This window comes from Maridesulfovibrio frigidus DSM 17176, assembly GCF_000711735.1.
GTDB lineage: Bacteria > Desulfobacterota > Desulfovibrionia > Desulfovibrionales > Desulfovibrionaceae > Maridesulfovibrio > Maridesulfovibrio frigidus.
The window spans coordinates 287,553-311,885 of sequence record NZ_JONL01000005.1; the positions used below are offsets into that span (position 1 = coordinate 287,553).

General features: G+C 41.0%; 22 protein-coding genes. 12 read left to right on the top strand and 10 right to left on the bottom strand.

Annotation, left to right across the window (positions count from 1 at the left end; all coding sequences use genetic code 11):
* Window positions 1-5: 5 nt before the first annotated feature.
* Both BR06_RS0111980 and BR06_RS0111985 read left to right on the top strand, forming a co-directional pair.
* Window positions 6-1,979, top strand: coding sequence for a molybdopterin-containing oxidoreductase family protein (locus tag BR06_RS0111980; RefSeq protein WP_031483270.1), 1,974 nt, complete (start codon window positions 6-8; stop codon window positions 1,977-1,979).
* Window positions 1,980-2,393: 414 nt separating this feature from the next.
* Complete coding sequence (locus tag BR06_RS0111985) at window positions 2,394-3,536, top strand: tyrosine-type recombinase/integrase (protein ID WP_031483272.1); 1,143 nt, start codon at window positions 2,394-2,396, stop codon at window positions 3,534-3,536.
* 251 nt (window positions 3,537-3,787) lie between these two features.
* Here BR06_RS0111985 and BR06_RS0111995 read toward each other — a convergent pair whose 3' ends face one another.
* Window positions 3,788-4,156, bottom strand: coding sequence for a 50S ribosome-binding protein YggL (locus BR06_RS0111995; protein ID WP_031483275.1), 369 nt, complete (start codon window positions 4,154-4,156; stop codon window positions 3,788-3,790).
* Between the two features lie 60 nt (window positions 4,157-4,216).
* On the bottom strand, window positions 4,217-5,053 hold the full coding sequence (locus BR06_RS0112000) for a Fic family protein (RefSeq protein WP_235727720.1): 837 nt from the start codon (window positions 5,051-5,053) through the stop codon (window positions 4,217-4,219).
* Window positions 5,054-5,367: 314 nt separating this feature from the next.
* Here BR06_RS0112000 and BR06_RS0112005 point away from each other — a divergent pair, with 314 nt between their 5' ends.
* A complete protein-coding gene (locus BR06_RS0112005) occupies window positions 5,368-7,950 on the top strand; it encodes an NACHT domain-containing protein (protein WP_031483279.1) in 2,583 nt (860 codons plus the stop codon).
* 88 nt (window positions 7,951-8,038) lie between these two features.
* On the opposite strand, the gene BR06_RS19800 is transcribed toward BR06_RS0112005, so the two are convergent.
* The 5 genes from BR06_RS19800 to BR06_RS0112030 all read right to left on the bottom strand — a co-directional run bounded on the left by BR06_RS19800 (window position 8,039) and on the right by BR06_RS0112030 (window position 12,976).
* Window positions 8,039-9,499 (bottom strand): relaxase/mobilization nuclease domain-containing protein, encoded by a 1,461-nt coding sequence (locus tag BR06_RS19800; protein ID WP_211252479.1) that lies wholly within the window; start codon window positions 9,497-9,499, stop codon window positions 8,039-8,041.
* Window positions 9,496-9,792, bottom strand: coding sequence for a MobC family plasmid mobilization relaxosome protein (locus BR06_RS0112015; protein WP_051677067.1), 297 nt, complete (start codon window positions 9,790-9,792; stop codon window positions 9,496-9,498). Before BR06_RS0112015 ends, BR06_RS19800 begins: the two co-directional genes overlap by 4 nt.
* Window positions 9,789-11,423: a YfjI family protein gene (locus tag BR06_RS0112020; RefSeq protein WP_051677069.1), complete on the bottom strand. Its 1,635-nt coding sequence runs from the start codon at window positions 11,421-11,423 to the stop codon at window positions 9,789-9,791. The genes BR06_RS0112015 and BR06_RS0112020 overlap by 4 nt, the downstream gene beginning before the upstream one ends.
* Complete coding sequence (locus tag BR06_RS0112025) at window positions 11,420-11,629, bottom strand: helix-turn-helix transcriptional regulator (RefSeq protein ID WP_031483360.1); 210 nt, start codon at window positions 11,627-11,629, stop codon at window positions 11,420-11,422. The genes BR06_RS0112020 and BR06_RS0112025 overlap by 4 nt, the downstream gene beginning before the upstream one ends.
* A gap of 363 nt (window positions 11,630-11,992) precedes the next feature.
* Window positions 11,993-12,976, bottom strand: a complete 984-nt coding sequence (locus BR06_RS0112030; protein WP_031483362.1) for a hypothetical protein — start codon at window positions 12,974-12,976, stop codon at window positions 11,993-11,995.
* 471 nt (window positions 12,977-13,447) lie between these two features.
* Here BR06_RS0112030 and BR06_RS19805 point away from each other — a divergent pair, with 471 nt between their 5' ends.
* From BR06_RS19805 to BR06_RS0112070, 8 genes are all read left to right on the top strand, one after another.
* A complete protein-coding gene (locus BR06_RS19805) occupies window positions 13,448-14,635 on the top strand; it encodes a tyrosine-type recombinase/integrase (protein WP_051677070.1) in 1,188 nt (395 codons plus the stop codon).
* A gap of 49 nt (window positions 14,636-14,684) precedes the next feature.
* Window positions 14,685-14,963, top strand: a complete 279-nt coding sequence (locus tag BR06_RS0112040; RefSeq protein ID WP_031483366.1) for a type II toxin-antitoxin system RelE/ParE family toxin — start codon at window positions 14,685-14,687, stop codon at window positions 14,961-14,963.
* Complete coding sequence (locus BR06_RS0112045; RefSeq protein WP_031483368.1) at window positions 14,963-15,262, top strand: HigA family addiction module antitoxin; 300 nt, start codon at window positions 14,963-14,965, stop codon at window positions 15,260-15,262. Before BR06_RS0112040 ends, BR06_RS0112045 begins: the two co-directional genes overlap by 1 nt.
* Before the next feature lie 98 nt (window positions 15,263-15,360).
* Complete coding sequence (locus BR06_RS0112050; protein WP_031483371.1) at window positions 15,361-16,260, top strand: HipA domain-containing protein; 900 nt, start codon at window positions 15,361-15,363, stop codon at window positions 16,258-16,260.
* Window positions 16,257-17,036, top strand: coding sequence for an HIRAN domain-containing protein (locus tag BR06_RS0112055; RefSeq protein WP_051677072.1), 780 nt, complete (start codon window positions 16,257-16,259; stop codon window positions 17,034-17,036). The genes BR06_RS0112050 and BR06_RS0112055 overlap by 4 nt, the downstream gene beginning before the upstream one ends.
* A gap of 115 nt (window positions 17,037-17,151) precedes the next feature.
* Window positions 17,152-18,513, top strand: a complete 1,362-nt coding sequence (locus BR06_RS0112060; RefSeq protein WP_031483375.1) for a hypothetical protein — start codon at window positions 17,152-17,154, stop codon at window positions 18,511-18,513.
* A 30-nt stretch (window positions 18,514-18,543) separates the two neighbouring features.
* Window positions 18,544-20,670: an nSTAND3 domain-containing NTPase gene (locus BR06_RS0112065; RefSeq protein ID WP_031483377.1), complete on the top strand. Its 2,127-nt coding sequence runs from the start codon at window positions 18,544-18,546 to the stop codon at window positions 20,668-20,670.
* Entirely contained in the window at window positions 20,634-20,837 is a 204-nt protein-coding gene (locus tag BR06_RS0112070; RefSeq protein ID WP_031483380.1) for a hypothetical protein, read from the top strand. The genes BR06_RS0112065 and BR06_RS0112070 overlap by 37 nt, the downstream gene beginning before the upstream one ends.
* A gap of 26 nt (window positions 20,838-20,863) precedes the next feature.
* Here BR06_RS0112070 and BR06_RS20335 read toward each other — a convergent pair whose 3' ends face one another.
* Window positions 20,864-21,067, bottom strand: coding sequence for a hypothetical protein (locus tag BR06_RS20335; RefSeq protein ID WP_156952704.1), 204 nt, complete (start codon window positions 21,065-21,067; stop codon window positions 20,864-20,866).
* A gap of 86 nt (window positions 21,068-21,153) precedes the next feature.
* A complete protein-coding gene (locus BR06_RS0112075) occupies window positions 21,154-21,477 on the bottom strand; it encodes a DUF1016 N-terminal domain-containing protein (RefSeq protein WP_031483383.1) in 324 nt (107 codons plus the stop codon).
* 257 nt (window positions 21,478-21,734) lie between these two features.
* On the opposite strand from BR06_RS0112075, the gene BR06_RS0112080 reads away from it, so the two are divergent.
* Window positions 21,735-22,004: a hypothetical protein gene (locus tag BR06_RS0112080; RefSeq protein ID WP_031480473.1), complete on the top strand. Its 270-nt coding sequence runs from the start codon at window positions 21,735-21,737 to the stop codon at window positions 22,002-22,004.
* Between the two features lie 433 nt (window positions 22,005-22,437).
* Here BR06_RS0112080 and BR06_RS20530 read toward each other — a convergent pair.
* A partial coding sequence (locus BR06_RS20530; protein WP_031483385.1) for a hypothetical protein occupies window positions 22,438-24,333 on the bottom strand: 1,896 nt, incomplete at its 5' end.

The following is a 24,333-nucleotide window of genomic DNA, read 5'->3' on the forward strand; positions in this document are numbered from 1 at the left end:
ATAGCATGCAGCCCCCTTTTGTTCCGACCATTTGTAGGATTTGCAAAGAGAACTGTGGATTACTGGTCAGTGAAACTGATGGAGAAACCCAAATTGATGGCAACCCAGAGCACCCCGTAAGCCGAGGATTCATCTGTTCTCGAGGGAAAAAATATGGATACGTTCGGCATTCTCCAGACAGATTGAAAACGCCACTTTTACGCAAGAACGGAAAGCTTGTTCCGATAACATTTGACCAAGCAATGGATGTTCTAGCTGAGAAATTTGCTGAAAGCCGAGATCAATATGGCCCAGAAAGCATTTGCCTTTATAAAGGAGAATCCCTCAAACATCAGGAAGTTGCTGCATACATGAAGCATCTTGCTCACGGTTTGGGATCCCCCAATTACATTTCCGTGGGCAGCCTCTGTCATGCTTCAATGGCTATGGGACATGGAATGACCTACGGAGGCATCCCCGAACCGGATTTTTCGCGCATGAAATCCGCGTTGATATGGGGTGCCAATCCGGCGATATCTTCTCCTCGAACATATAAAGATATCAAAAAAGCAGTGACAGATGGCGTTCGCTTGGTTGTGGTTGACCCATCTCAAACAAAAACGGCAAAAATGGCAGATATCCACTTACAGATAAAAGCCGGAACAGATGGATTTCTGGCTTTAGCGTTTCTCAAGCTGGCAATTGAAAATGCTAAATTGGTTCCATCGAGTGAAGCTATTGGATTCGAGGACTTAAGAGCCATGCTAGAAGGAATATCCTTGAATGAGGCTGTTAATAAAACAGGCTTGGAGCTTGAAACTGTCAAGGCTGCTTGGGAAATTCTTTATGCAAATCGTCCAGTTTGGGTGCAAACCGGACTTGGGCTTGAACTCAAACCCACCGGAGTGCAAACCATTCGGGCTATAGCATGCCTGCAATCTCTTTTGGATGACGTTCGACCTAAATCCAGTGCCGTGAAGCTTGCTCCATTGCCCGGTATGGATAAATATCCTGCGCGTCCAAGATCTATTGGAACGCATGAGGCTCCAATGTATACTGGTGGGGATACGCAAGGGCAGGGAATGTTTTGGGGTAAGGCTATTCTTGAAGGAGATCCTTATCCTTTGCGCTCTATGCTTATTATGGGTGGTAATCCGATGCTGACCTTTCCTGATGAGGATGCTCAACGAAAGGCCCTTTCGAAGCTCGATTTTCTTGCGGTCTTTGATCTCTTCATGACTCCAACAGCGGAATTGGCTGACTTAATTATTCCAGCAGCAGACATGCTTGAAACCTTAGAGGTACATGATTACGGGACAACCGGGCGACCTCTTTTGGGATTGGTTCGTCCAGTCTCTACGGAGTCAGCCATCGGGGAACCTGCTTGGAAAGTCATTTTCACTCTGGCTGAACGACTCGGTTTGGGAGAACTTTTCCCGTGGAAAGACAACCGCGAGGCACTTATTTGGCGTCTGTCCCAAAGTGGTATTTCTATTGAAGATCTGGAAAAAAGCTCCACGTCAACGGTTTCATATAAAGCAGAATATGATGAACACGGACCAGTCCACTATGCATCAGAACGACTTGCATCAATGGGGCAAGCATCCATGCCTGTACCAGAATCGTTCATACTGCCTGTAGAGGATGCGAACGAGTACCCCTTTACCCTAAGCACTGGTGACCGAGTTTCTCCTTACCAACATAGCCAGTTTCATAACGTGCTGGAATACCGCAAGGCTTTACCTGATCAGTATCTTGACATGCACCATGATGCGGCACCGGCACACGGGATTAAAGACGGTCAAGAGATCAAACTCTCTACTCCTTATGGAGCATTAAACCTCCATGTTCGGTTATGCTCCAATGTACGCATTGATTGCCTGCGCTTGGCACATGGATGGATTGAAGCTAACGCCAACATCCTAACAGGGCTCGATCACTTTGACCCCATATCAGGATTTCCGTGGCTCATGTCTTTGCCTGCTAAAGTTGAAAGCTAACCATCGGCCTATCAAGCTATAACAACATTAAATCTTAGTACCAAAAAAAGTTGTACAGGAGTTGTACAAACCACCACGCACAAAAAAAGGGTTTACAGCTGCAAAGCTATAAACCCTTGATTTATCTGGTACCGGGAGAGATAATTGAACTCTCATGGTATCACTACCGGCGGATTTTGAGTACCGTTCTTGACACTTTATCCGAGTTTAACTGCCTCATAAGTTCTTTAATTAAAAGAAGAACACTCTTTAACCTACCTTGTTTGATTTCCCCATAATTTACTGTATCTTGGCCTTCTTTATGGGGAATAGCATGGGGAATATGAGCCATGACCCCACGGAATTAAACGGATTAATGAGAGAAAATTGATCAGAAAATCCTCTTCCCCACAAACAGGCAAAAAGGACAAGGTTATGGCAGCTAAAAAAAGAAATAAAACCGCATACAAAGGTGTATTCTACATCACCAGCACCCACCCCACAACTGATGTGAATGAGGAAATATACTATATCCGTTACTATAAAAACGGAAAATCAATCGAAGAAAAAGCCGGTCGCCAGCATCAGGACCGTATGACACCAGCCAAAGCCAACCGTCTCCGGGTACTGCGCATTGAAGGCAGGGTTGACTCCAATGAAGAGCGTAGCGAGAAGATCCGAGCAGAACGGGAGAAAATGACCACCAGTCGGTTATGGGAAGCATTCTATGATGCCAAGCAGGAAAACAAGAGCATAAAAGACGACCGTAATCGCTGGCGGGCATACCTGCTCAAAGATTTTGGTAGAAAAATTACGGAAGAAATTTCAACAACGGACATAGACAAACTGCGCCGCAAACTACAGGACCGCGGCCTTGCTCCCGGCACAGTGAAACAAGAACTTGTCCTGCTCAAACGCATACTTAATTTCGGAGCCAAGCGCGGACTGTGTCAGCCAGTCAATCAGGCAAAACTTCATTTTGAAATGCCTAAAGTAAATAACATCAAAACTGAAGATCTCACGCCCAGACAGCTTTCATCACTCATGGAAGCCATTGAAACATCATCGAATAAACCTGCTGCGAACATGATGCTTATGGCCCTCTATACAGGCATGAGAAAAGGCGAAATATTTAAGATGAGATGGAATGACATTGATTTTAATCGTGGCTTCATCACACTCAAAGACCCAAAAGGTGGAACTGATCAGCGTATACCTTTGAATAATTTAACCAGATCAATTTTGGAAGACCTGCCCCAAAAAGACAGCGAATACATTTTCCCCGGTAGAGATAACGGCCCAACAAAAGAAATGCGTATTCCCTTTCGGCGTATATGTGACAATGCGGGACTGGCCAAAGATTTTCGTCCTATGCACGGACTGCGACACGTCTTTGCCTCTACCCTCGCCAGTTCGGGACAAGTAGACATGTACACTCTGCAAAAACTGCTCACCCATAAAACACCGTCTATGGTTCAGAGATATGCACACCTGCGTGATGATGCCATGATGAAGGCAAGTGAAGTTGTGGGGGATATGTATCAGAAGATGCAGAAATGTGGCGGTCAAAAGAGGTAGATATAGCTTCCTCAAAAAAAAGGATTGCCGAGCTGTTTAGAGTTGAGGTGCTTGCTATCTCTAAACACCTGCAAACCATTTTTGATAGCAATAAAATTGAAGAAAATTCAGTTGTTTCTATTTTGGAAAAAACTGCGCAGATGGTAAGAAATACAAGACAAAAGACTATAGCCTAGATGCTACTATCCCGGCCGGATACAGAGCCCAAATAATTCATACAAAATTGTTTCATACTCGAAGATGAAAGCCTGCTATGCCTTTTTCTTATGCACCCATTGAATATCTTCATCATCATAGCTGCCATGCCAAGCATCAACCATAGGAGTAACGTAATATTCTAAAATTTCAGAATCTTGAATAAACCATTGCTCAACAGCTTCCTGATGATGCTTTGAGGTGGAGTTTCTCGTTTTCTCCGCAACAACAAACCCTCTCCATTCAGGATTGCAGCCGCCACCACCGAATCCGAGCCCATTATCTTCAATTGCTTTTTCAATAAACCTATCAATTAACTCATCCTCAGCTTTTCTATCTAATTCATTAGAATATCGGAAACCTACACTAAATCCAAATTCTTTAAATTCACCAAGTCTTCTTTTCTTTCTCAATCTCTTTTTCATTTATATAGTCCTTAAAATAAAATCACAGTTTTTATGGAGCGCAGCAACAAAAGCCCCCGCTTAAATCAAACGATACTTCTGCAACTTACTATTAGGCTTACTAGGAATAGTCATTTCAATAAGCCCTTCTTCTAGAGCTGGCTTGAGATAAAGTTCTCTAAATGATTTCCGATCTTTCAGACCCAAAACAGCTTGAAGTTCATTACGACTCATTTCACCTGAAATGGCTTCCACCAACGCTTTAACTTGGGGGTCAACTTGGGGGCTTACTTGGGGGGTCGCAGATGCAATAGCATCGAAAATCATCCTGAGCATGAACTCGATGAATGGAGCTGAATCAGCTTTATCTGTGCTCTGTTGTAGAGCGTCATAGTATTCTTCTTGGTGTTCATAGATCAGACTTTCGACCGGGATATCTGCAAACAAAGGATTCCAGCGGTTCAGAATAAGAGTCTGCCACAAACGGCCCATACGACCGTTGCCATCAGCGAAAGGATGTATGAATTCAAATTCGTAGTGAAAAACTGAACTTGCTATTAGTGGATGATCGTCAGTTGCGGCAAGCCATCCAAAAAGATCCTGCATTAAAATAGAAACGCGCTTCGCTGGCGGGGCCATGTGAATTACCCTTTCACCCGCAATCACGCCGACACCGGAATGACGGTAAGCACCAGCCTCATCTATCAGGCCGGACATAAGTACGCTATGTGCCTCCAGCAAATCAGCTTCCCGCTCAACGGACCAACTACCGAACCGCTCATAAGCAGCAATGGCGTTACGAACTTCCTGAATTTCACGGGGCGGGGCTATTACCCTTTTGCCGGCAAGAATAGCTGTAATTTGTTCTTCGCTTAGGTTGTTCCCCTCAATAGCTAAAGAGCCACGAATAGTGCGCACGCGATTGATGCGCCTTAGCCGTAATTCCTTTGAATTATCGGTAAGGACGGTTAAACGCCCTATTACCTCGCTTATCTGGGCTATCAGATTTACGATGAGTGGGGTTATTGTGTGGGGTGGTTGGTAGGTGGTGACCATATATTTATAGCAAATAGTAAATTAAAATTAAAAAACAAGAATCCTATTCATCTTTAAACAAATATAGCGTTTATCTCAAAAATAATATATCCATACCAACTTCAATTTGTTTTTTAGGACAATTGAACGCATAAAGCAAACATGACAACGCCATTGTATAAACAGGAGCCATAAAAATGATGTTTTGGGGTATTATTATTTTAGTGAGTTTCTTCGTGCTGGGCCTTTTAGCCATATACATATATTTAAAACGCAAAAAGTACACTCGCGAACGCTTTGCATTTATGGCCTCTTCATCTGCTATTTTTGCGTTTATACTTATCATTCAAACTGTTTTTGTTAGCACCCCTTGGGCCCCTATCGCACATTATTTTGATCTCATTCTAGGGGCTGAAACAACAATTCAAAAAGCAACGATTGTAGATAAATTCTTTATTATAATATTATTTGCAATTCTAGTACACTTTTTTCAATCTATTTTTAAAAATTGGAATGGTCTAAAATCTGTAAAACAATTTAAAGAAGAGCAATTTAATGAAAGGCAGAATCTACCTCTATCATTTTTAATTGAAGGTATATCAGAAATAAACCGCATAACAAAAGGATCCCCTCCCTCTCCAGAATATAAAGGGAAAAAATCGGATATATATACAACTGAACTATTAAGGCATGTCGACAACTGTGCTTGGAATGAGCAAGCAAGGTCACTGATAAAACTAAAATTTAAAGACTTCTTAATAGATGAAGATGATTGGCATGACAGAGCATCCTGCTGGATTGGTAAAGATAAAAAAACACATTTGCCAATTGCTATTTATTGTCCCCTGCATCAACCAGACACTAAAAAAGTAGCAGAAGTCGTTGATTACATTAAAAACAATACAAACAATAAACCTGCTAACATTGAGATATTCGTTATCACTCAAGAAGGCCCAAACATACCTCTCGATGAATTTGAACGGGTAACCCTACAACATTTTTTTGAAGAAGAATTACTTAAAAATTTAGCAGATTTTTCGGACTATGCAGCCGACATAAGAAAACAAGTTGAGAAGACCCCACTCCCAGATAGCTCTCTCACTCTTAAAGATACATACGTGCAATCTCACATATCTACCTCCACTTCAAAGGATGTAGATTTAACACTTGAAAACTTCCTTGAGGAATGGCTTAGAACGAGCAGCCGACAACAAATTGCACTGTTAGGTGAGTATGGACAAGGCAAAAGTAGTGGTTCACTAATGTTCACGTACAATATATTATGTTCCAAAAAAATCTCTACAAATCGCATCCCTATCCTTATAGATCTACGAGGAAAAAGTCCGTCTAGCCTTGAACCTAAGCAGCTTGTTGCTGTTTGGGCTGCCAGATATAACATTGCTCCAGAAGCTGTTTTCAACTTACTAATATCAGGGAAACTATGTATTATATTTGAAGGGTTTGACGAAATGCAAGGAGTGACAGACAAAGAAGCTAGGATGGCTCATTTCGCAGCTCTTTGGAACTTCTGCTACCCTAAATCCAAAATAATAATCACAGGACGCCCTAACTTTTTTCTCGACGAAGACGAATTAAAACAAGCTCTTGGAATTGATGAAACGCAAAGCGTTGGCCCTTCATGCAAGGCTTTATATCTGAAACCATTCAATGCTGAACAAGTCCAACATAGCTTAAGAAATTGCGAGCCCAAAAGCCAAGAAGAAATAGTAGCCCTATTTAAATCTAACAACGCGTTTAAAGACGTAGCAGCACGCCCCTCTCTTTTATATATAATCAGTATTCTTTGGAATACAGAAAAGATGATAGAGTATCGTAAGACACAAAAAATAACCTCAGCACTAATTATGTCTACATTTATAGACCATTGTTGTAATCGGCAAACAGAAAAACAAGACAAAACAAAACTATCAGTTTTTAAATTCATGACCTTGAATGACAACGAACGACGGTACTTCATGAGTGGAATTGCTGTGTATATGATGCGTTCAAACAAGCAAAACCAAATTAGAGGAGATTATTTTAAGCAAATTACCGAAAGATTATATGAAAACATTCCTGCTTCAGCATCCGCAGCAAAACTTATTACTGAAAATCCACAGAAAAATTTAAGGAAAAGACTGCAAGACAACCCGAATGCTATGGACGAAGTATACACCAATGTTAGGAGCTACGGTCTCCTTGTCAGAGATTTAAGCACAAACGATAGTTTTAAATTCCCACACAAATCGTTCCTCGAATATTTATATGCTGAACATATTGCCAACCACATCAAAAATCATGGTAGGGAAAATTATAACGCCATCCAAACCTCGCTAGCAATCGATAGCGAGCCTAAAATGTTATATATGCGATTGCCAAGTCAAGAAACCATAGAATTTGCAGGAGAAATAGTAGCCAAAACCATAAAAGTAGATACATTAGATAATATAACTCAAACTTTTGAAAATCTTATATTTACAAAACGGAAATTGCCGTTTTTTTTCAAAAAAATTATGTTTGCATCTGTAAGACCACTCCCAGCTAAAAGAGACTCTTTTATAATCCAAACACCGTCCGAAATACTAACAGTATACTCTAAACTTATTTTTTGGCCATACGATATCCCTTTAAAGTCAGCTATCGCTTATAAAGCTCTAGTATGCGCAACAGGTAACATTGATACAGTTGATTCATTTTTTGTGAAAAAATACGGAAAAAGATTTCTTGCTGATCTTAAAGTCACAGCAGAAGGAAAAACACGATACGATGCTTTGCAATAAAGCTGGAGGCTTAACAGTTCACGTCTTAATTTAAATGCCCTCATTAAGCCTCCAGCACATAAAATAAACACATTGTATAAAGCAGGGGCTATTTTATGCAAGTACCATTTATATGGAGGTCTTTTTTTTCACGCCTTTTGATCTCCCCCGCCCGCACAACCGCCCCAACTCCCTCAACGCACCGTCCAATCCGCTCTGCAAGTCTAGGCAACCCTGCATCTCCTTTTCCAGCTCGGCTATCCTTTGCCCTTGTTCGGCGATTCTCTGATCTTGCTGCTTCAACCTTTGTTCCTGCGCTTTCTCCATCCGTCCCAACGTTTCCGATAAGCTCTGACTTAACTCGTTCATGATCTACCTCTGCAATAAAACGGCTGGGTCGCCGTTGGATGTTTTTACTATTTCCAGATTCGTTCCCTTGGGAAATGCCAGAAACTTTTGCTTGCCCTGCTGGTGCATTGTTATGCCCCAATTCTTGAGCTTGCTTTCCTGCGTTTTTAGATTCGAGACCCTGACCGTGAGTTGGCTCAACTCCTCGGTACGGGATTGAATGCGCCAACCGAAGTATCCGGTTATGCAGACTGAGATTATGACTAGAAGCAGAGCGGATATGATATTTGCCAAAATGCTTTGCTTCCAATGATGCGCGGATATTCTGGATTGTTTTTTCCTGAGCCTCTGAAGATGGCTGTCCATATCGCTGGTGATGGTATTCAGTTCGCTTTCGGCATATTTCACCAAGTTCCCGCTCAAGTCTTTCAATGCGTTCTTGGTTACCTGCTCGACCTCCTGAGACTGTGAGTCCATCCTCGCTTTTAATTTCTCGGTCAGCTCTCCAAGATGATTCATATATCCCTCCTTTAAGTCGGACGCGCTTTTTATCGTTTGGCAACTCCAAGGTGATGTAATTCTTACCCTGCCTCGGCACGGCGTAGCCTAGCTCTTGAAGAGCCGTGACCAAATCCTTCCTGTCCTTAAGCAAACCGTCAGCTATCCCTTGCGCCAAATAGTCAGTTACGGTTTTACGGAAGTCATTCAGTTGCTTACCCTTTGGAGAATGCATATCTTTCCCCGGCTGTGTAAGCCGAGACCGTTTCAAATCATCTGGCCTTGCCCACTCCTTGCGTTCATTCCAGAGATCACGCCAAACGTCGTATTGTTTCTGCCAGTTGGGTGGACATGGATTCATGGCTTTATCCTGCCTAAGTTCAGTGCGCGGAATAATAAAGTGCAGCTCTGGGTGTCCGGCATGACTATGCCGAACCCAAAGGATAGAATACTGATCCGGCTCCATGCCTGCGAATGCTATTTTTTCAAAGCTATCCATGACCTCTTTTTCTGTTTGATGTGAAATTTCATCTTCTGGAGCCCAAGAAAGCACGCCGGAAGTGAATTTCCATACCCTGTCAGTTGAGCCAATAACCTTTTGCACTGTCTCTGGATCACCTCGCAAAACTTCTGGCGGAGAATCTTCACGCCCCTCTCGTTTTGGATCAAGGACATATTTTATGGATGCGACTCCATTCCCTTTGCCGTACCGAAAAACCCTCATATACATTTCAACTCCTTTTCAACCGCTGACAGTTCAGCGAGAATTAAAATTGAATCTGCATTGCCTTTATAAGTATTTGCCCAGCGAGCAAGCTGGTTGAGATTATTTCCTATGCGGGCAACGTGAAGCAGCTTCTCTCTTTCACGTTTGGTTTTACGAACTCGCTGCTTTCCCAATTTATGGCGTACAAAATCACAAGTATTCATTCCTTTAGTTTCTGCTTCGGAAGTGATGATCTTTTTTTCTTCTGGCGTAACTCTGAGATTAATCCACTCATTTCGTATTGAGCTCATGCAACCTCCATTTCCTTGGCGTAAACGGAGGGATCGAAGGGAGGCTTGCCTCCCTCGCCAGCCCCAACGGCGGCACTGGTTGCGCAGCAAGCTGTGTCACGTTGGGTAGGCTGGCTATACACTCCTTTTGGAGTAACCTCCTGCTCATGGACAGCCGGATGAACTTTGTAACTAGGACTCGAAGGACGCCCAACACCAGATGATTGAATAGGAACCAGAACAAGATACCCATAATCCTCAAGCATCGTTATGCCCTGCTCAACTTGCTTCTTTTTAGGAAATCTCCCACGGATGGCACGATGACATTCCCGAAAAGTGAATTGCTCAATATTTCTATTCTTAATCCACTTAAGAGCGGCCTGAGCACACGAAGTCAAAGCATCACACCCCATATCATGAAAAGCATATAGAGCATGAGAAACAAGCTTCTTGCCAAGTTCGGTAGCTGCCAACATCACAGATTGTTCAATTCTAGATTCAATTTTTCCAGATGAAACGAGGTGTAACAATCCAGCAAGACGAGCAACTTGACCGGGAACCTTACCCGCCCAATCAGTCATACTTTCCAGACTCTTCCCCGGTCGCAGCTCTCCCTCAATGAGCAAGAAAAAACCTTTCCACAACTCATACGCTTCAGCACTGAGCAACAAGGGCTGACTTTGATCAGTAATTTCAGAATTTGTTTTGAAGGATAAAAGGAGTTCAACTCTCTCAAGAAATGCCCGCTCAACCTGCAATGAAACTTTCGGAGGTTCCGCAATTCGAAACCCGAGCCTGCTTTGACCAAAGAAGTATAAAAACCTAGCCAGAAAGCCGCGCCCTCTAAACTCTGGATTCATGGCCATTCCCCGCAAAACATCAGGCTGAGTCGTAATGCATATCGTCAACAATGGATGCTTCAGCCCGATATACTGCCCGTGCTTACGATCCACACGACACGGCTCACCGCTAAACGCTTTCAAGATGAGATCGAGGTTAGGCATCTTGCTATACCGTCCTGCAAAGGTATCAAAGAGACCGCCTTCGGCCTCAATAATAGACATGCACTCGCCTTGCTGCTCCATGAGCATAGCCAGACATTCAGGAGTAATGTCATCAGCAAGTAATCTTGGAATGGATAACAACTCTGGCAATTCTTCCTCAAGGTCACGAATCTCTTGCAATAAACTATCTCGATTCTGGGAATTCTTTGCCTTAGCAGCCAAGTTACGACGATGATCAATAGCCCGCTTTAGCGTCAATCGCTTAGAACGGACTTCCTGAGCCAGTGGTCCTACTACTTTCTCTTGATCGTTTTCCCACTTGGTTAACGGCCTACGTGCAGCCTGAGTAACAGCACTTTTCCTTTCACCGGGTGGAAGCGGTGACAATAAGTAAAGGTTTAAGGATTCGTGATAACCTTCCTTCACTTCTATAGAAAAACGCCGCTGCGCGACTGTGGACAGAACTCCAAAGAAATTACAGAGAACCATATCATACGGAACTTGTAAGGATTCACTCAGTTCATAGCAGTACTCGGCCAAAACGGAAGGCAACGCGATTGAAGCCAACGAAGGCGGAAACTTCGGACCCAACGGAACAGGGAGTTTATGCCTGAACATAGAAAGAATGTCTGTGCCGGACTCGTTCATCTGGGCCTCGGCAAGTTGGCTTGTTCTTCGAGCGGGATAATTTTGCAAGATTCAACATAGAGATCTAGATCATTAGCATCGTACCCGACACGCCGCCCTATTTTGATATAGCGCGGACCTTTACCAAGACAACGCCATACTTCTAATGTTCCGGGGCTAAGTCTCAATCTTTCCGCTGCTTCTTTTGTGTTTAATAGTCCTTGCATCGATTTCTCCTTGTTGGTTGGAGGTGTTTATTATTCGATGCAAATCGATCACGTTTAACGGAGCTGTTAAACCATCTGGAGGGGTAGAAATCCTGTTAGAAACCCTCCAAGTTCTGTCGGATACAGACAGAATTTAGAGGGCAAAGTTGTTTGTTTTCAAGATGTTATTAGAAATTAAATTTCTAAGTTTTATTTACTGTAAAAACTTGAAAATTTATGAACAGAGTAGGAAGCAAGGCAGGGTATTTTTAAACAGAAGACCTAAATAGAAATAAAAAAGGAAGAATAATTATGGCCGGACAATATGGACAAAATGGACAGAAATATAATTTTGTCCATTTTGTCCATATTGTCCCAAGGTTTTTACTTGGAATCATTTCCTGTGTTTCTAAATTCTGAAGGGAGATTCAGACGAAAAATTTTAATCAACTTATCTGCAGGACGATTCAAACTCAAATCCTGAATATATTTTTTATCCTTAACCTTATCAGCAATCGCTTGGTAATCCTCATGAGAAAAAGTCTGTAAGGATGTCGGGTCTTTGACCATTTCCAGCACCATATTCGCAAGAAAGAAGCCTTCTTTATGTGCTCCGTCTAACTTTTTCTGAGCGAGAGTCAAACGAGCCTTCTGTGTTTGATAAGATTTAACTTCTTTTTTAAGCTCTTCAATCTCTAAATTTTGTATTTGGGCTAAACGGTCTTCATCTGACAAAAATCTTGAATATTTCAATTCAATCTTCTCTACTTCATCTAAATCAAAAAAACAGCGCTCATCAAAAAGACGAATAGCTCTTTCTTTCTGACGGAAAAAAGAAGAATGGAAACAACCTATCTTCATAAATTTTACAGAATTATATTCAGACATAAAAAACACTTTCAATCTATTTTCAAGAATTGCGTTCGTAAAATCAGCAATTGATTTTCGATTCCACCTAGTTCTCAATTCCGAAGCTAAAATTCGTCGCGGAACTTCATTCTTTGTAAAAAAGTTCATCCCTTCTATAAAATGTGAGAGTGCAAAATTAAACAAATAAATTGTTAGCCAAAGAACAAAAGAGCAAATAAAAGCATAGCCCAATACTGAAGCATTTGGATGACTAGGAACAAACTTGATAATAACTACAGGAATTATCATACTCACAAACAACACAAATGCCTCTAATAGCTTGTCTTCAAAACTTTTTTCTTGAAAAAGTGACTGAATGAGAGCTTCACGTTTAGGCTTTTCATCTACTTGCTCAACAACTTTAGTCTTAGCTTCAACAAATTGTTCTTTCTCATTTTCAAAAGTATTCACATCTGTAATTTGAACCTCAGTAACTTTATCATTCTGCGCTTCACTCATTCGCTATCTCCCTATGCTTTTATACAGCTTATCCCCCTTTAACTGAGGTATATTTTTTTTACAAATAGGATGATGGTTAAGCGAACTTCCCCAATAAATAGACATGGGGAACAAAAAAGTGAAAAAAATTTGAACTTAATCAAACTTTTTTCACTTTTTTTAATTTTATGGGGAAGAGTGTGGGGAAAGCTATTTTAGGCACAAAAAAAGGGTTTCTCACTTTCAGTGAGAAACCCTTATATTTCAAATGGTACCGGGAGAGAGAATTGAACTCTCATGGTATCACTACCGGCGGATTTTGAGTCCGTTTTTTGAAGTTTCACAAGAAATCACACGCCTTCACATAAGTTCGGTTAACCATTGTTTTAACTTACTTTTTAACCAATCACATTCCACATGTCATCACTTGTGATCATTGCCCATCCTCTAAAAAAGTTGTACAGGAGTTGTACAAAACATGAAGGAGGAAGAATGGCTTCAAATATCAAATGGCACAAAACCAAATTCCCCGGAGTGCGTTATCGGGAACATGAGACCCGCAAACACGGCATCCAGCCGGACAAATATTTCGCCATTACTTACAAGTATGAAGGCAAGACCAAAACCGAAGCAATAGGATGGTCCAGCAACGGGATCAAACCACAAATTGCAGCCAATATTCTAAGTGAACTTAAGGTCAACCAAACTCAAGGCAAATTTCCGCAAACCTTGAAGCAAAAAAAAGAGATGGCTACCAACCATCTCAAAGAGAAAGAAACTCGCGAACTCGCTGAAAAAGAAAAAGGTATAACCTTTGATGAAATATGGTCACAATTTTACCGACCACAGGCAAAATCAAATAAAGCGGCCACGTCATGGAAAAGGGAAGAAAGTCTTCACCGTATCTGGATATCCCCTGCCATAGGCACAATTCCTTTTGCAGACGTTTCCGCTATTGACCTTGAGCGCATTAAAACGAACATGGCTAAAAAAGAACGTAGCCCGCGCTCAATTCAATATGCTCTGGCAACCGTGCGCCAAGTGTATAATGTCGCCAAGAAGATGGACCTCTTCAACGGCGATAATCCAGTCAAGAAAATCAAAATGCCTAAAATGGACAACCGGCGAACACGCTTTCTGTCAGAAGATGAAGCCGAACAGCTTCTTGAAATATTAAAAGACAAACATCATCAGCTTTATATTATTGCACTCGTTTCCATTTATGGAGGTCTGAGGGCAGGAGAAATTGTTAATTTAGAATGGAAAGACCTCAACTTTGCCGAAGGCATGGTTCTAATACGAGACTCGAAGAACACTCTTTCCCGCCATGCATTCATGACAAAGCGGGTCAAAAAGGAACTTAGAGAATTCAGAAGGCAAACAGATCCAACTCAAAAGCCAGTATTCAGTGCTCAAAAAGGCAAAAAAATAAATGAAGTGTCTCGCTCTTTTAATGAAGCGGTTGATGAACTAGGCTTAAATGTAGGGATTGATGACCGCAGGCAAAAGGTAGTTTTCCACACTCTACGTCATACATTTGCAAGCTGGCTGGTTCAACGCGGAACACCTTTGTATACGGTGGCAAAACTCATGGGCCACTCTACTTTAGCAATGACAGAGCGGTATGCGCACCTTGCGCCGGACAATCTGAGAGCAGCTGTGACGGTGTTGGATAATTAATGGGCCTTGACAAAACGTTGCGCAGCACGCAACATACAAATGAAGAACAATGATCAAAACATTTAAGCACAAAGGTCTGGAAAAATTTTACCGTACCGGCTCAACAGCTGGAGTCCAGGCCAAGCATTCCAAGCGGCTCAGAATCCAGCTTTCGGTCATTGATACGGCTCAGGAAGTAGAGGACGTGAACCTTCCCGGATTCCGGCTGCACAAGCTCAAAGGAAGCCGTGCAGATCTTTGGTCCATAACCGTCAATGGCAATTGGCGGCTGACCTTTGAATTTCGAGACGGAAATGGTTACATTTTAAACTACGAGGATTATCACTAATGACTATGTACAATCCCCCACACCCCGGCGAGCTTATCAGCTCCGTGTATATGGAAGAGCACACTCTCAGCTGCCGCAAGCTTGCAAAGATGCTCGGAGTTGCTCCCTCCACCCTCACACGCGTTCTGAATGGCAAGAGTGCGGTTTCTCCTGAAATGGCACTGCGTCTTTCAAAGGCCCTCGGTCGTACCCCTGAAAGCTGGCTGGCTATGCAGGCCAACTATGACCTTGGCAAGGTTCGCAGCAAGGTTGATTTATCTGGGGTTACTCCTGTTGGGGCGGATTGTTCGATAGTGTAAAAGCCATGCAACAAATCCATTACTAACATTTTAGGAAATAATGTTTTTACCATTAGATATATTGTAATTAGCCAAACTTTTTCTTATACATAAAGCAAATGCATTATAAAATAATAGACGTACCAACAGGCTCAGACACTCTACTTGAACAAATGGGGACTAAAAGTAAGTTTTGGTTCAATGACAACCAGTTATTATTCAAGCAAGGACGTGAAAATACAGGTGAAAACTGGGCAGAAAAAGTTGCACACGAACTATGCAAAAAGCTAGGTATACCTAGTGCGACATATGATTTTGGCGTCCATCAAGAGAGAAATGGTGTAGTATCTAAAACTATCGTACCTAGGGGAGGACGCCTTGCTTTAGGTAATGAGCTTTTAAAAAAGGTTTATGAACGATATGGGCACGACACAGAAGACACGAATAAAGATCACTGCATTCGAACTGTGACTGCTTATTTCAAAAGTGCCCCCCACATACTACCCCCGTTGACATGGACGGACAAACCTAGCATCCATACTGCAGCAGAGGTTTTTGCTGGTTATTTGATGCTTGATACCTTAATATCAAATCAAGATAGGCATCATGAGAACTGGGGAATCATTATCCTTGAAGACCAAATATACCTTGCCGAGACATTTGACCATGCTTCAAGTCTAGGAAGACACGAGCAGGACCAAAGGCGCAAAGACATATTAGAAGGCAAAGGGCGTGCGTCTATTGCAACCTACGTGGCAAAAGCCAAAAGTCTTTTTTTCACCCCAGACAAGTTACAAAGAGTTCGTACTATAGATGCATTTTACGACTATGGAAAACATTGCAAAAATGCCACTCTTGGATGGCTTAACCAACTAAAAAGACTAGATGAAGACATGATTCGTAGCATCTTCAATCAAATACCTCCTGATTTAATAACTCCAATTGCGATTGAATTTGGTGTTCAAGTTGTTTTAGAAAACAAAACTAGGCTACTAGTAAGAATGGACGAACTACGATGAAAAGACTTTTTATTGCTTGGCAAAATGCCAAAACGAGGAAATGGAAAACAGTTGCAAGCCTTATGCGCTGTGATAAAGGCTTCACTTTTTTTTATACTCTTGGGGCTAAAAGTGCTGATGGATTTATTCCATTTGGAAGAATGTCTAATCTTGAAAAAACATATAGATCAAAAGAACTCTTCCCGATTTTCAAAAATAGGCTTTTAAGCGAAAGCCGGCCTGAATTTAAAAATTTTCTAAATTGGCTAGCACTAGAAGACAGCAGCTATGACCCCTTAGATGTACTCGCACTGACTGAAGGCAAACGCGGAACGGATTCCTTAGAAATTTTTCCCTGTCCACAAAAAAATATTGATAACATTTTGCATGTTTCTTTCTTCAGCCACGGATTAAGGTATTTAAACGAAGGCACCAAATTAGATCTTGATATGATTAAATGCGGCGACGATGCCTTTCTTCAACCAGACCCCATGAACAGATTTGACAAACTAGCCATTTCTCTTAGATCAGACGATCCCGTCTCATTTCTTGGGTACTGCCCAAGGTATTTAAAAAAAGACTTTCATGCATTACTTCGGCGGGTATCTCCTGAAAAAATTTCCCTTAAGGTCAAAAGGATTAACAGAGATGCCCCAATGGGATTTAGATTGCTTTTTGATCTGCAAGCACCATGGCCTGATGATTTTGCTCCATGTTCCGGCCAAGACTATGCCCCACTTCCCATAGAGCTAGCTACTGATCTAGATTGTTCTCAATGCAATGAGAATTTTTCCTAAAACAGATACAAAATATTAGAGGCTTAGTTGAATTCAACTAAGCCTCTAATATTTTTATTTCAGTTCAAAAATTCAAAAATATTTACCTAAATTTAAAGTGATAAATTACAGCCCTATGCTCACATTAACTTCTCGCGAATGGGCTATTGTGACTTGGGTCTTTGTCTGCGTAGCCAGCATAAGCTATGCACCTCGCATGGCAGAAGTCAGAGAAGCATTTAAAAATGCGATTCGCGCTCTACTACAGTACAAAATAGTTATCGCAATATCTTCAATTGCGGCCTACACTTGCACAATAGTATATTTTTTACACAAATATGGACTATGGGACTTTTCACAAATTAAAGGCACAACCATATGGTTCTTTAGTGTCGCTCTATTTTCCCTCTTCAAGCTGTCAGGCAATAACAATACTTCTATCAACTTTAGACATCTGCTAATGGACAACATCAAGCTTGTCCTTTTCATAGAAATTATCACTGGCACATACACTCTTCCTTTTTTAGCCGAAATGCTACTTATCCCCGTAGTAACTTTTTTGGGTATGATGGCAGTCGTCGCTGAACGCGACGAGCAATATAATCTTGTCAGAAAATTTATTAGCTTCACCATTTCAACAATTGGTTGGGGATTAATAATTTATTCAACAGGAGAATTGGTTTCATCTTTAAACAAAGAGGCTGTCCAGGGGTTGGTTACAGACTACTCGCTGCCTCCTTTACTCACGTTGCTTTATATTCCGTTTTTATATTTCATGCATTTAGCTTTGACGTATGAAAATACTTACTATGACATTTATTTTAAACTCCCCTCAACAAAAATAAGACTCTTTGCAATATTCGCTGCCCTTATCGCCTTTAATGTGAGGACGAAGCTTTTAGAAAGGTGGGCTGGAAGAATTTTTTACGCAGACAGAGAGTCATACAAGGGGATTGTTGACTCGATTTTTCTTATGTTCAAAATGCTACACACGGAAAAGAAGCCGCAGGTAGTTCCTAGATCTGACGGCTGGTCTCCATCTCAGGCAAAAGACTTTCTGCTCACAGAGGGGATAAAAACAGGATATTATGAGCCAGCCATCGACAATCTTTGGCATGCAGATTCTGTTGAGCCCAAGCAAATGGATTTCAAAACAGGAAATTCCTTTCGGTATCGAATAGAAGGACACGAGAAGGCTGCGATACACCTGAAGCTGACCTTAGACATGAATAATGATGCTGTCGCAGAAGAACTATGGGATAAGTTTTACACATGTACTCAGGTACTCTTTGAAAAATCCATGGAGCGTTCATTCCCCTTTGAACTCAAAGAAGCCCTTCTATGCAAAACCCCAAAAGCAGTGTTAATTGACCAAATATGTGTCTCTTTTTCTGTTGAGGATCTTTTTAACTCTACGGGGTATTTCTTCGCGCTGACCTCTTCCGCTGAACATATCTATTACCTTTCATGCCGACAAGATGAAGAGCAGCCCCATTAACAAACTAACTTACAGAACTGAGACGTACCAATGCCTTGCTATGATTTTAAAATTTTAGACCCAATTGATTTCGAAAATTTGACAAACGATTTGTTGTCAAAACATTTAAATGTGCAGATTGAAAGATTTAAGTCTGGCAAAGACATGGGCATAGATGGCCGTTTTTCAAGCAGCCGAGACGAAACTTGTATTATTCAGAGCAAGCACTACGCCGTTTCCGGATTTCCCGCATTGCTGAGAACTCTAAAACACACAGAAAAAAACAAAATTAATAAACTGTCTCCGAACAGATATATTCTATCTACATCCGTCCCTCTTTCGCCGCAAAACAAAGATGAAATTAAGGCGACCCTCGCCCCACACATCAAATGCACATCAGACATATACGGTAAAGATGACCTCAATGCCTTAATCGCACGGTTTCGCGGTATAGAACGCCAACATTACAAACTCTGGATTCAAAGCTCCGGAGTTTTAAGAAGTCTACTAAACGCAGCCACATATAATCTTAGTGATCAATTCCTTAGAGACGCTATAGAGTCAAGCAACAGCTACGTTGTCACCAATTCCCATAAGCAAGCTCTAGAAAAAATAAGCCAAACAAACACCCTTGTGATTACCGGAGAGCCCGGCGTAGGCAAAACCACTCTTGCTGAGCAAATTTGCCTTCATTTCGTTGCAGAAGGATATAGCCTGATAGCAGTGGAAGATAATATACAAAATGCGCGAGCAGTATATAGCAATACAGAAAAACAAATCTTCTATTTTGATGATTTTTTAGGCAGCAACTTTCTTGAAACATTGCGGTTTAATGAAGATGCAAAAATCATGAAATTTATCAAGTTAATACAAGATGCTAGCAACAAAAAACTTGTCTTAACGTCAAGGACTAACATTTTAGATAGAGGATATTCATTAGGCCAATTTAACACTCCAGCAAAACTAAAAAGTAAAGAGTATTTGCTCAAAATTCAAGAATATACAGAAGAAGAGAAAGCACGAATTTTGTATAGCTTCATGTGGAAAAGTGGGCTGTCACAAGATTACTTGGGGGAAATTATTGCAAGGAAAAAATATTTACACATAGCACGGCACAAAAACTACAATCCCCGCATTCTTGAATTTATTACTTCCCGAGATCACTGCCAAGACATTCCAAGTGATGAGTACTGGAGCTTCATCAGCAAGTCTCTCAAAAACCCCGTAGACGTTTGGGACCATCCGTATTCCAACCAGCTAGACGACTTTGCCCGTGGCATGGTTGATCTTGTCGTCCTTGGAGACTCATCGGTAAATGAAGAAAGCCTACAATACGCATACAACAATTTTGTAGCAGCAGGGGGACACTCGGCAAGAACCCCTAGCCCAAATGATTTCTACAGCGTCTCAAAAGAGTTAGCGCGCACCTTTATCAATAGGAACGAAAGCCATTATAGCTACGGGAAAAGTCCTGAGAGAATCGTTAGATATACCCCATTCAATCCTTCCATTTCTGACTATGTACTAAATAAATACAAAAACGATCCTTTACGCTTTTCTGAAATGTTATTGCTTTTCAAAGAGGATAAAGGGCTCACAATCTTGAAAAAAATATTTTGGCAGGATGAAGACTTAGTTCATAACGTGGCGGGGATAATCGCTCAAAAACTTGAAAACAATATATTTATGAGGGGGATGTCTTTTTCAATTAAGCTAGGCAGCTTACTCAACGAGCAAGACTTTAAAGAAGTATATAAAGACGTTTCATTTGAATACATCAAGAATGAACTTCAAGAAATCGAAACGGGTAGCAACGCAATTGAATTTTGCGACCGATTTGTAGCAACAAAAAAATGCCCAATTAATGATATTTTCCAACTTTTTTGTTTACTTTTTCGCAATACATATGGATCTAATGATCTAGAAGAGATTTCTGAACGAGCCCTCACATATTCATGGGATGAAGCACAACGATCAGAATTAGAGAATGCCTTTGCCAAAAATTACATACCAGCATGGACCGACGAAATTGCTTACGATTTTATCAATGACAACATGGAGGAATGTTCTACCTTGGGAGAAGGCGATTACGATGATGAAAACTACTGCTACGGGCCCTCTGTAGAGGTAGATGAGACATATTGTCTAAGTCTACAGAAGAGCTCATTAGACCTCTAACCACAGAAGAAGTCACACTAATTCTTAAAAATTTTGACTTGGATGAAATGGCTCAGGAATTCTACTTAAATAATGCTGACGTCGAAGGTTTCTCCAGCGGCATAAAATCAAATAATTCAAGTATAGAGAATATTTTTGATGGCTTTATCGAATCAAAATACAGTTAAACACATAGCTTAAAACAATCTTAATTCTACTCTGAAGAATCCCATACACTACCACCAGTCCTACGAAATTCACCAGTATCCCCACATTCGGGACAGCGCATAATACGCACACTCTCGTCTTCAATCTCCCCACTAATCAAGGGGAGTGTTTCGCAATCAAGATTACATTTGTCACAATAAGCGTTGGGTATACTGCCATCATTTTCTACATGCTGATTTAAAAATATCATGACTTACCTATAATGATTTGTATGTTCACAAAACAAGCCGCGCAAATTTTCTCCACGGCCAGCACCAGACACTTATCCCCCCCCTCTTAATCTGTTCTATATAATTCTAACTCTTCAGGCAAAGACTTCGCAAGTTCGTTATTCGCACCCCCCTTAGAGTCAGGGAAAGTGTGGATTAAGTCTGCACTTAGCTTTTTTAAAAATCCGCTTCCCCAAGTGGATTTTTTTTGCGGTTCAATAATATCTGCCCCAAGTTCCCAATAGAATTGTAGCAACTCTTTATTTACTGAAACTGCCGCTTTGATCTGCTTCAAATTTCTCACATTCCCAGCATTGAGCCGCAGGCGAATAAGCTCTTCTCCCATAGGGAGCAGGGCGTAAGGTTGTCCACTTTGAAAAAGTGGGCCCACCTTACCTGTCCTGCCTCCAAAGCTTAGGTTATTATACAGGATTAAAGGTAATTTTTTGATATTTAGTGATGCTCACTGTTAAATATCAAAAAATCCTCTTAAATCATCTATAATCTCGTTTAGTATCTGAAAGTATCACATAGTGTCCTAAAATTTCACAAGCTAACAGTCTAATACTTTTGACTTTAAAAGAGTTAATCTGTTAGTTTTAGTGATCTTATTATGGCTAGTCAGTCAGGGTGAAAAAGGAGGATAGAGTGCGAAAAAAATATGATGCAAGGGTTGAAGTGATAGCTTCGTTGTCAGTGATTAGAGATCTGACAGAGAAGGGATACTCGAAGAAGGCAATTTATAAAAAGTTAAAAAATGATGAATTGCTGACGATAAGCTACGTTCATTTTTGTCGCTTTGATTTGGATGGTAATCTTTCCAGACAGCAAAAGAAGTCTACTTTTAGATTTCAAAACAATGAGGGTAAAAAGCTGGAACTTAAATCTGCAAATCCGATAATATCTTCCCTCGTATAACCGAGGCACACGGATTAAAAATTGTAAGAAACAGCTAATTTTTAAAGTGCGGCTGTTAAGAATACTATGCTGAAAATATTTATTGATAGATTCAAGCTAGGGATAGGTCTTCGGGAAAGTGTAATTTCTGTAATGGACTCAGCGTTATCTATTTAAGGCATTGAAATAAGATAAGTTAATTGAAAATCAAATTGTAATAAAAATGAAATAATATGTAATAGGAAATGTAATAACCTGTATTTTCGGTGGGTTGTGTTTTTAAGAAATGTAATCTCAAAGTGTAATATCTGTTACATAAAATCACACTTTTTATTACACGCAGAGTTTTATTTTAGTACAACTATTTTAGATGCTTATAGGTATATTTACAAATAATTACACTTATTACAGTTTTCCGACTCCCTCTGGTGATGATTTTTTTATTCAAAAGATATTAGACCTTAAAAACCCAGCATCGAACTGTTTTGTTTGTTATTTTGCTAGTCATGGCCTTAGATTTATGAAGCAATTTATGTTTTTTTGAGTGCGGGAGCAGCTTTTTTAATACTTTGAGGTCAGGCATTTCCTGCCCATTATCTCTGCATTGTTGCACGAAGTGATTTAGATTGATTGCGTAATAGGCAGGGTTGCCACTATGGTTCAATGCTTCTCCTTCTGTACTCCTTGCTTCTGAGTTTAGGTATCTGAAAGTCTCCCAAAACTGTTCTACTAAAGGATGGTCTGCTAAAAGTCGCTTCTCTCGTAAGGTTGCTCTTTGCAGGATGTAGCGTTTAAAATTCTCTATTGTTTCTGAGCTTATGGCAGGGAAGATTGTTTGCAAAGCATATCCGCAGGCAGCGACTTGTGCATGATTTTTAGCTATCCGCTCATTTTTTAATGATGCGGAAAAAGCGGTTTCTATCTTTTTGAAACTCTCAAAATACGTGTTTAGAATTTTTGCTTCATTGATAAGAGCTGTCTTCAAGAATCCGCTTACTTCCTCGCAGGGAATCCTTTCAAAAAAACGAGCAAGTTCACGCGATCCGGAATCGTAATGAGTTTTATCGGCATGGCAATGTACAATTCGTTGTAAAAGAGCTTCACTGCCGTCTACTTGCGCATTTTGAGATATGATCAGGGATGCTTGGAACAAGGATTCTTCAACGTCATTATTGCGCTTGGGGACACCTAGCGTTCCTGTTCCTCTACCATTATAGAAAGGCTTGCATTCGTCAAAATTGAATTGCTTTTGCTTGCTGTCTTTACCGCCTGTTTCACGGTCTGACTCAATGATAACAATAGGCATATTGGAAACCTGATTGAATGCCCTGCGGCGGCCTGCTATTGTGGATTTCATCACGTCGAAACCTTCATAATCTTCACGCCCTAACAATTTCCAGCAGAATTCGAGCATGGTGGATTTGCCTGCGCCCGGATCTCCTGTAAGCTCAAAAAAAGGAAAGGATTTTTGCTCTTTCCGTATTTGATGAGCAAAGAGTGATCCTGTCCAGAAAGCAAGAAGAGCAAGTCCCTGCCAGTGAAAAGTTTTCAAAAACTTATCAAACCAATCAGGGGTAAACTTTCCATCTGATATTATTTTGATAGATTTCAGGCCGGGGCGGACAAGATCTTTTCCCACTCTATAAAAACTGTTTTCGTCTAGTCTAATTTCCTTACCTTTATAAAAAGCTGCTGCCGGATAAATGTACGCTTGGGATTCATTGTCATACCCAATATACGGAAGAGAGCGGACGGTAGAGAGTTCATTTTGAAGCCAACGGTTTGTAAGGATTCGCATGTCGGCAGGAGTTCCGCTGAAAGTCCCTCCAGCAGTTCTATTTAGCAAGGCTTTGTGAAAGGCATCCGCTGTTGCGATATTCGAACCTTCAAGACGTACAATTTCAGGCTTTTTGCTGGTGGATTGTATTTTGAAAACATACCATTGCTCACCTAGCAATTCATCCACTTCACGGTAAAGACATTGAGGATCACGATTGCATATTTCCATCACAGTGCAGTGACTGATAAAGACGGGAAAGCTATCTTTGTCCTCAAGCGGAATGCCGGCTAAATCTTCAGTCAATTGTGCAATATCAATGCAGACGCTAAAGAGTCTGTTTTTGAAAGTAATGACAAACCGTTTCGCCGAATTTCTGCAATACTTATGGTAGGTATACTCTTCTACCGTTTTAGCCATGAGCAGCTTGCCACGGTGCTTGCAGTCCTCCATAAGCCTTTTATTAATTTTGTTTGCTCTAAGCAAATCATCCCAATCCTGACCTTTGGGCAAGATATATATTTCGTGCTTTTCTCCAAGGTTGATGAGCTTTTTAGCATGTTTTAGAGTAGA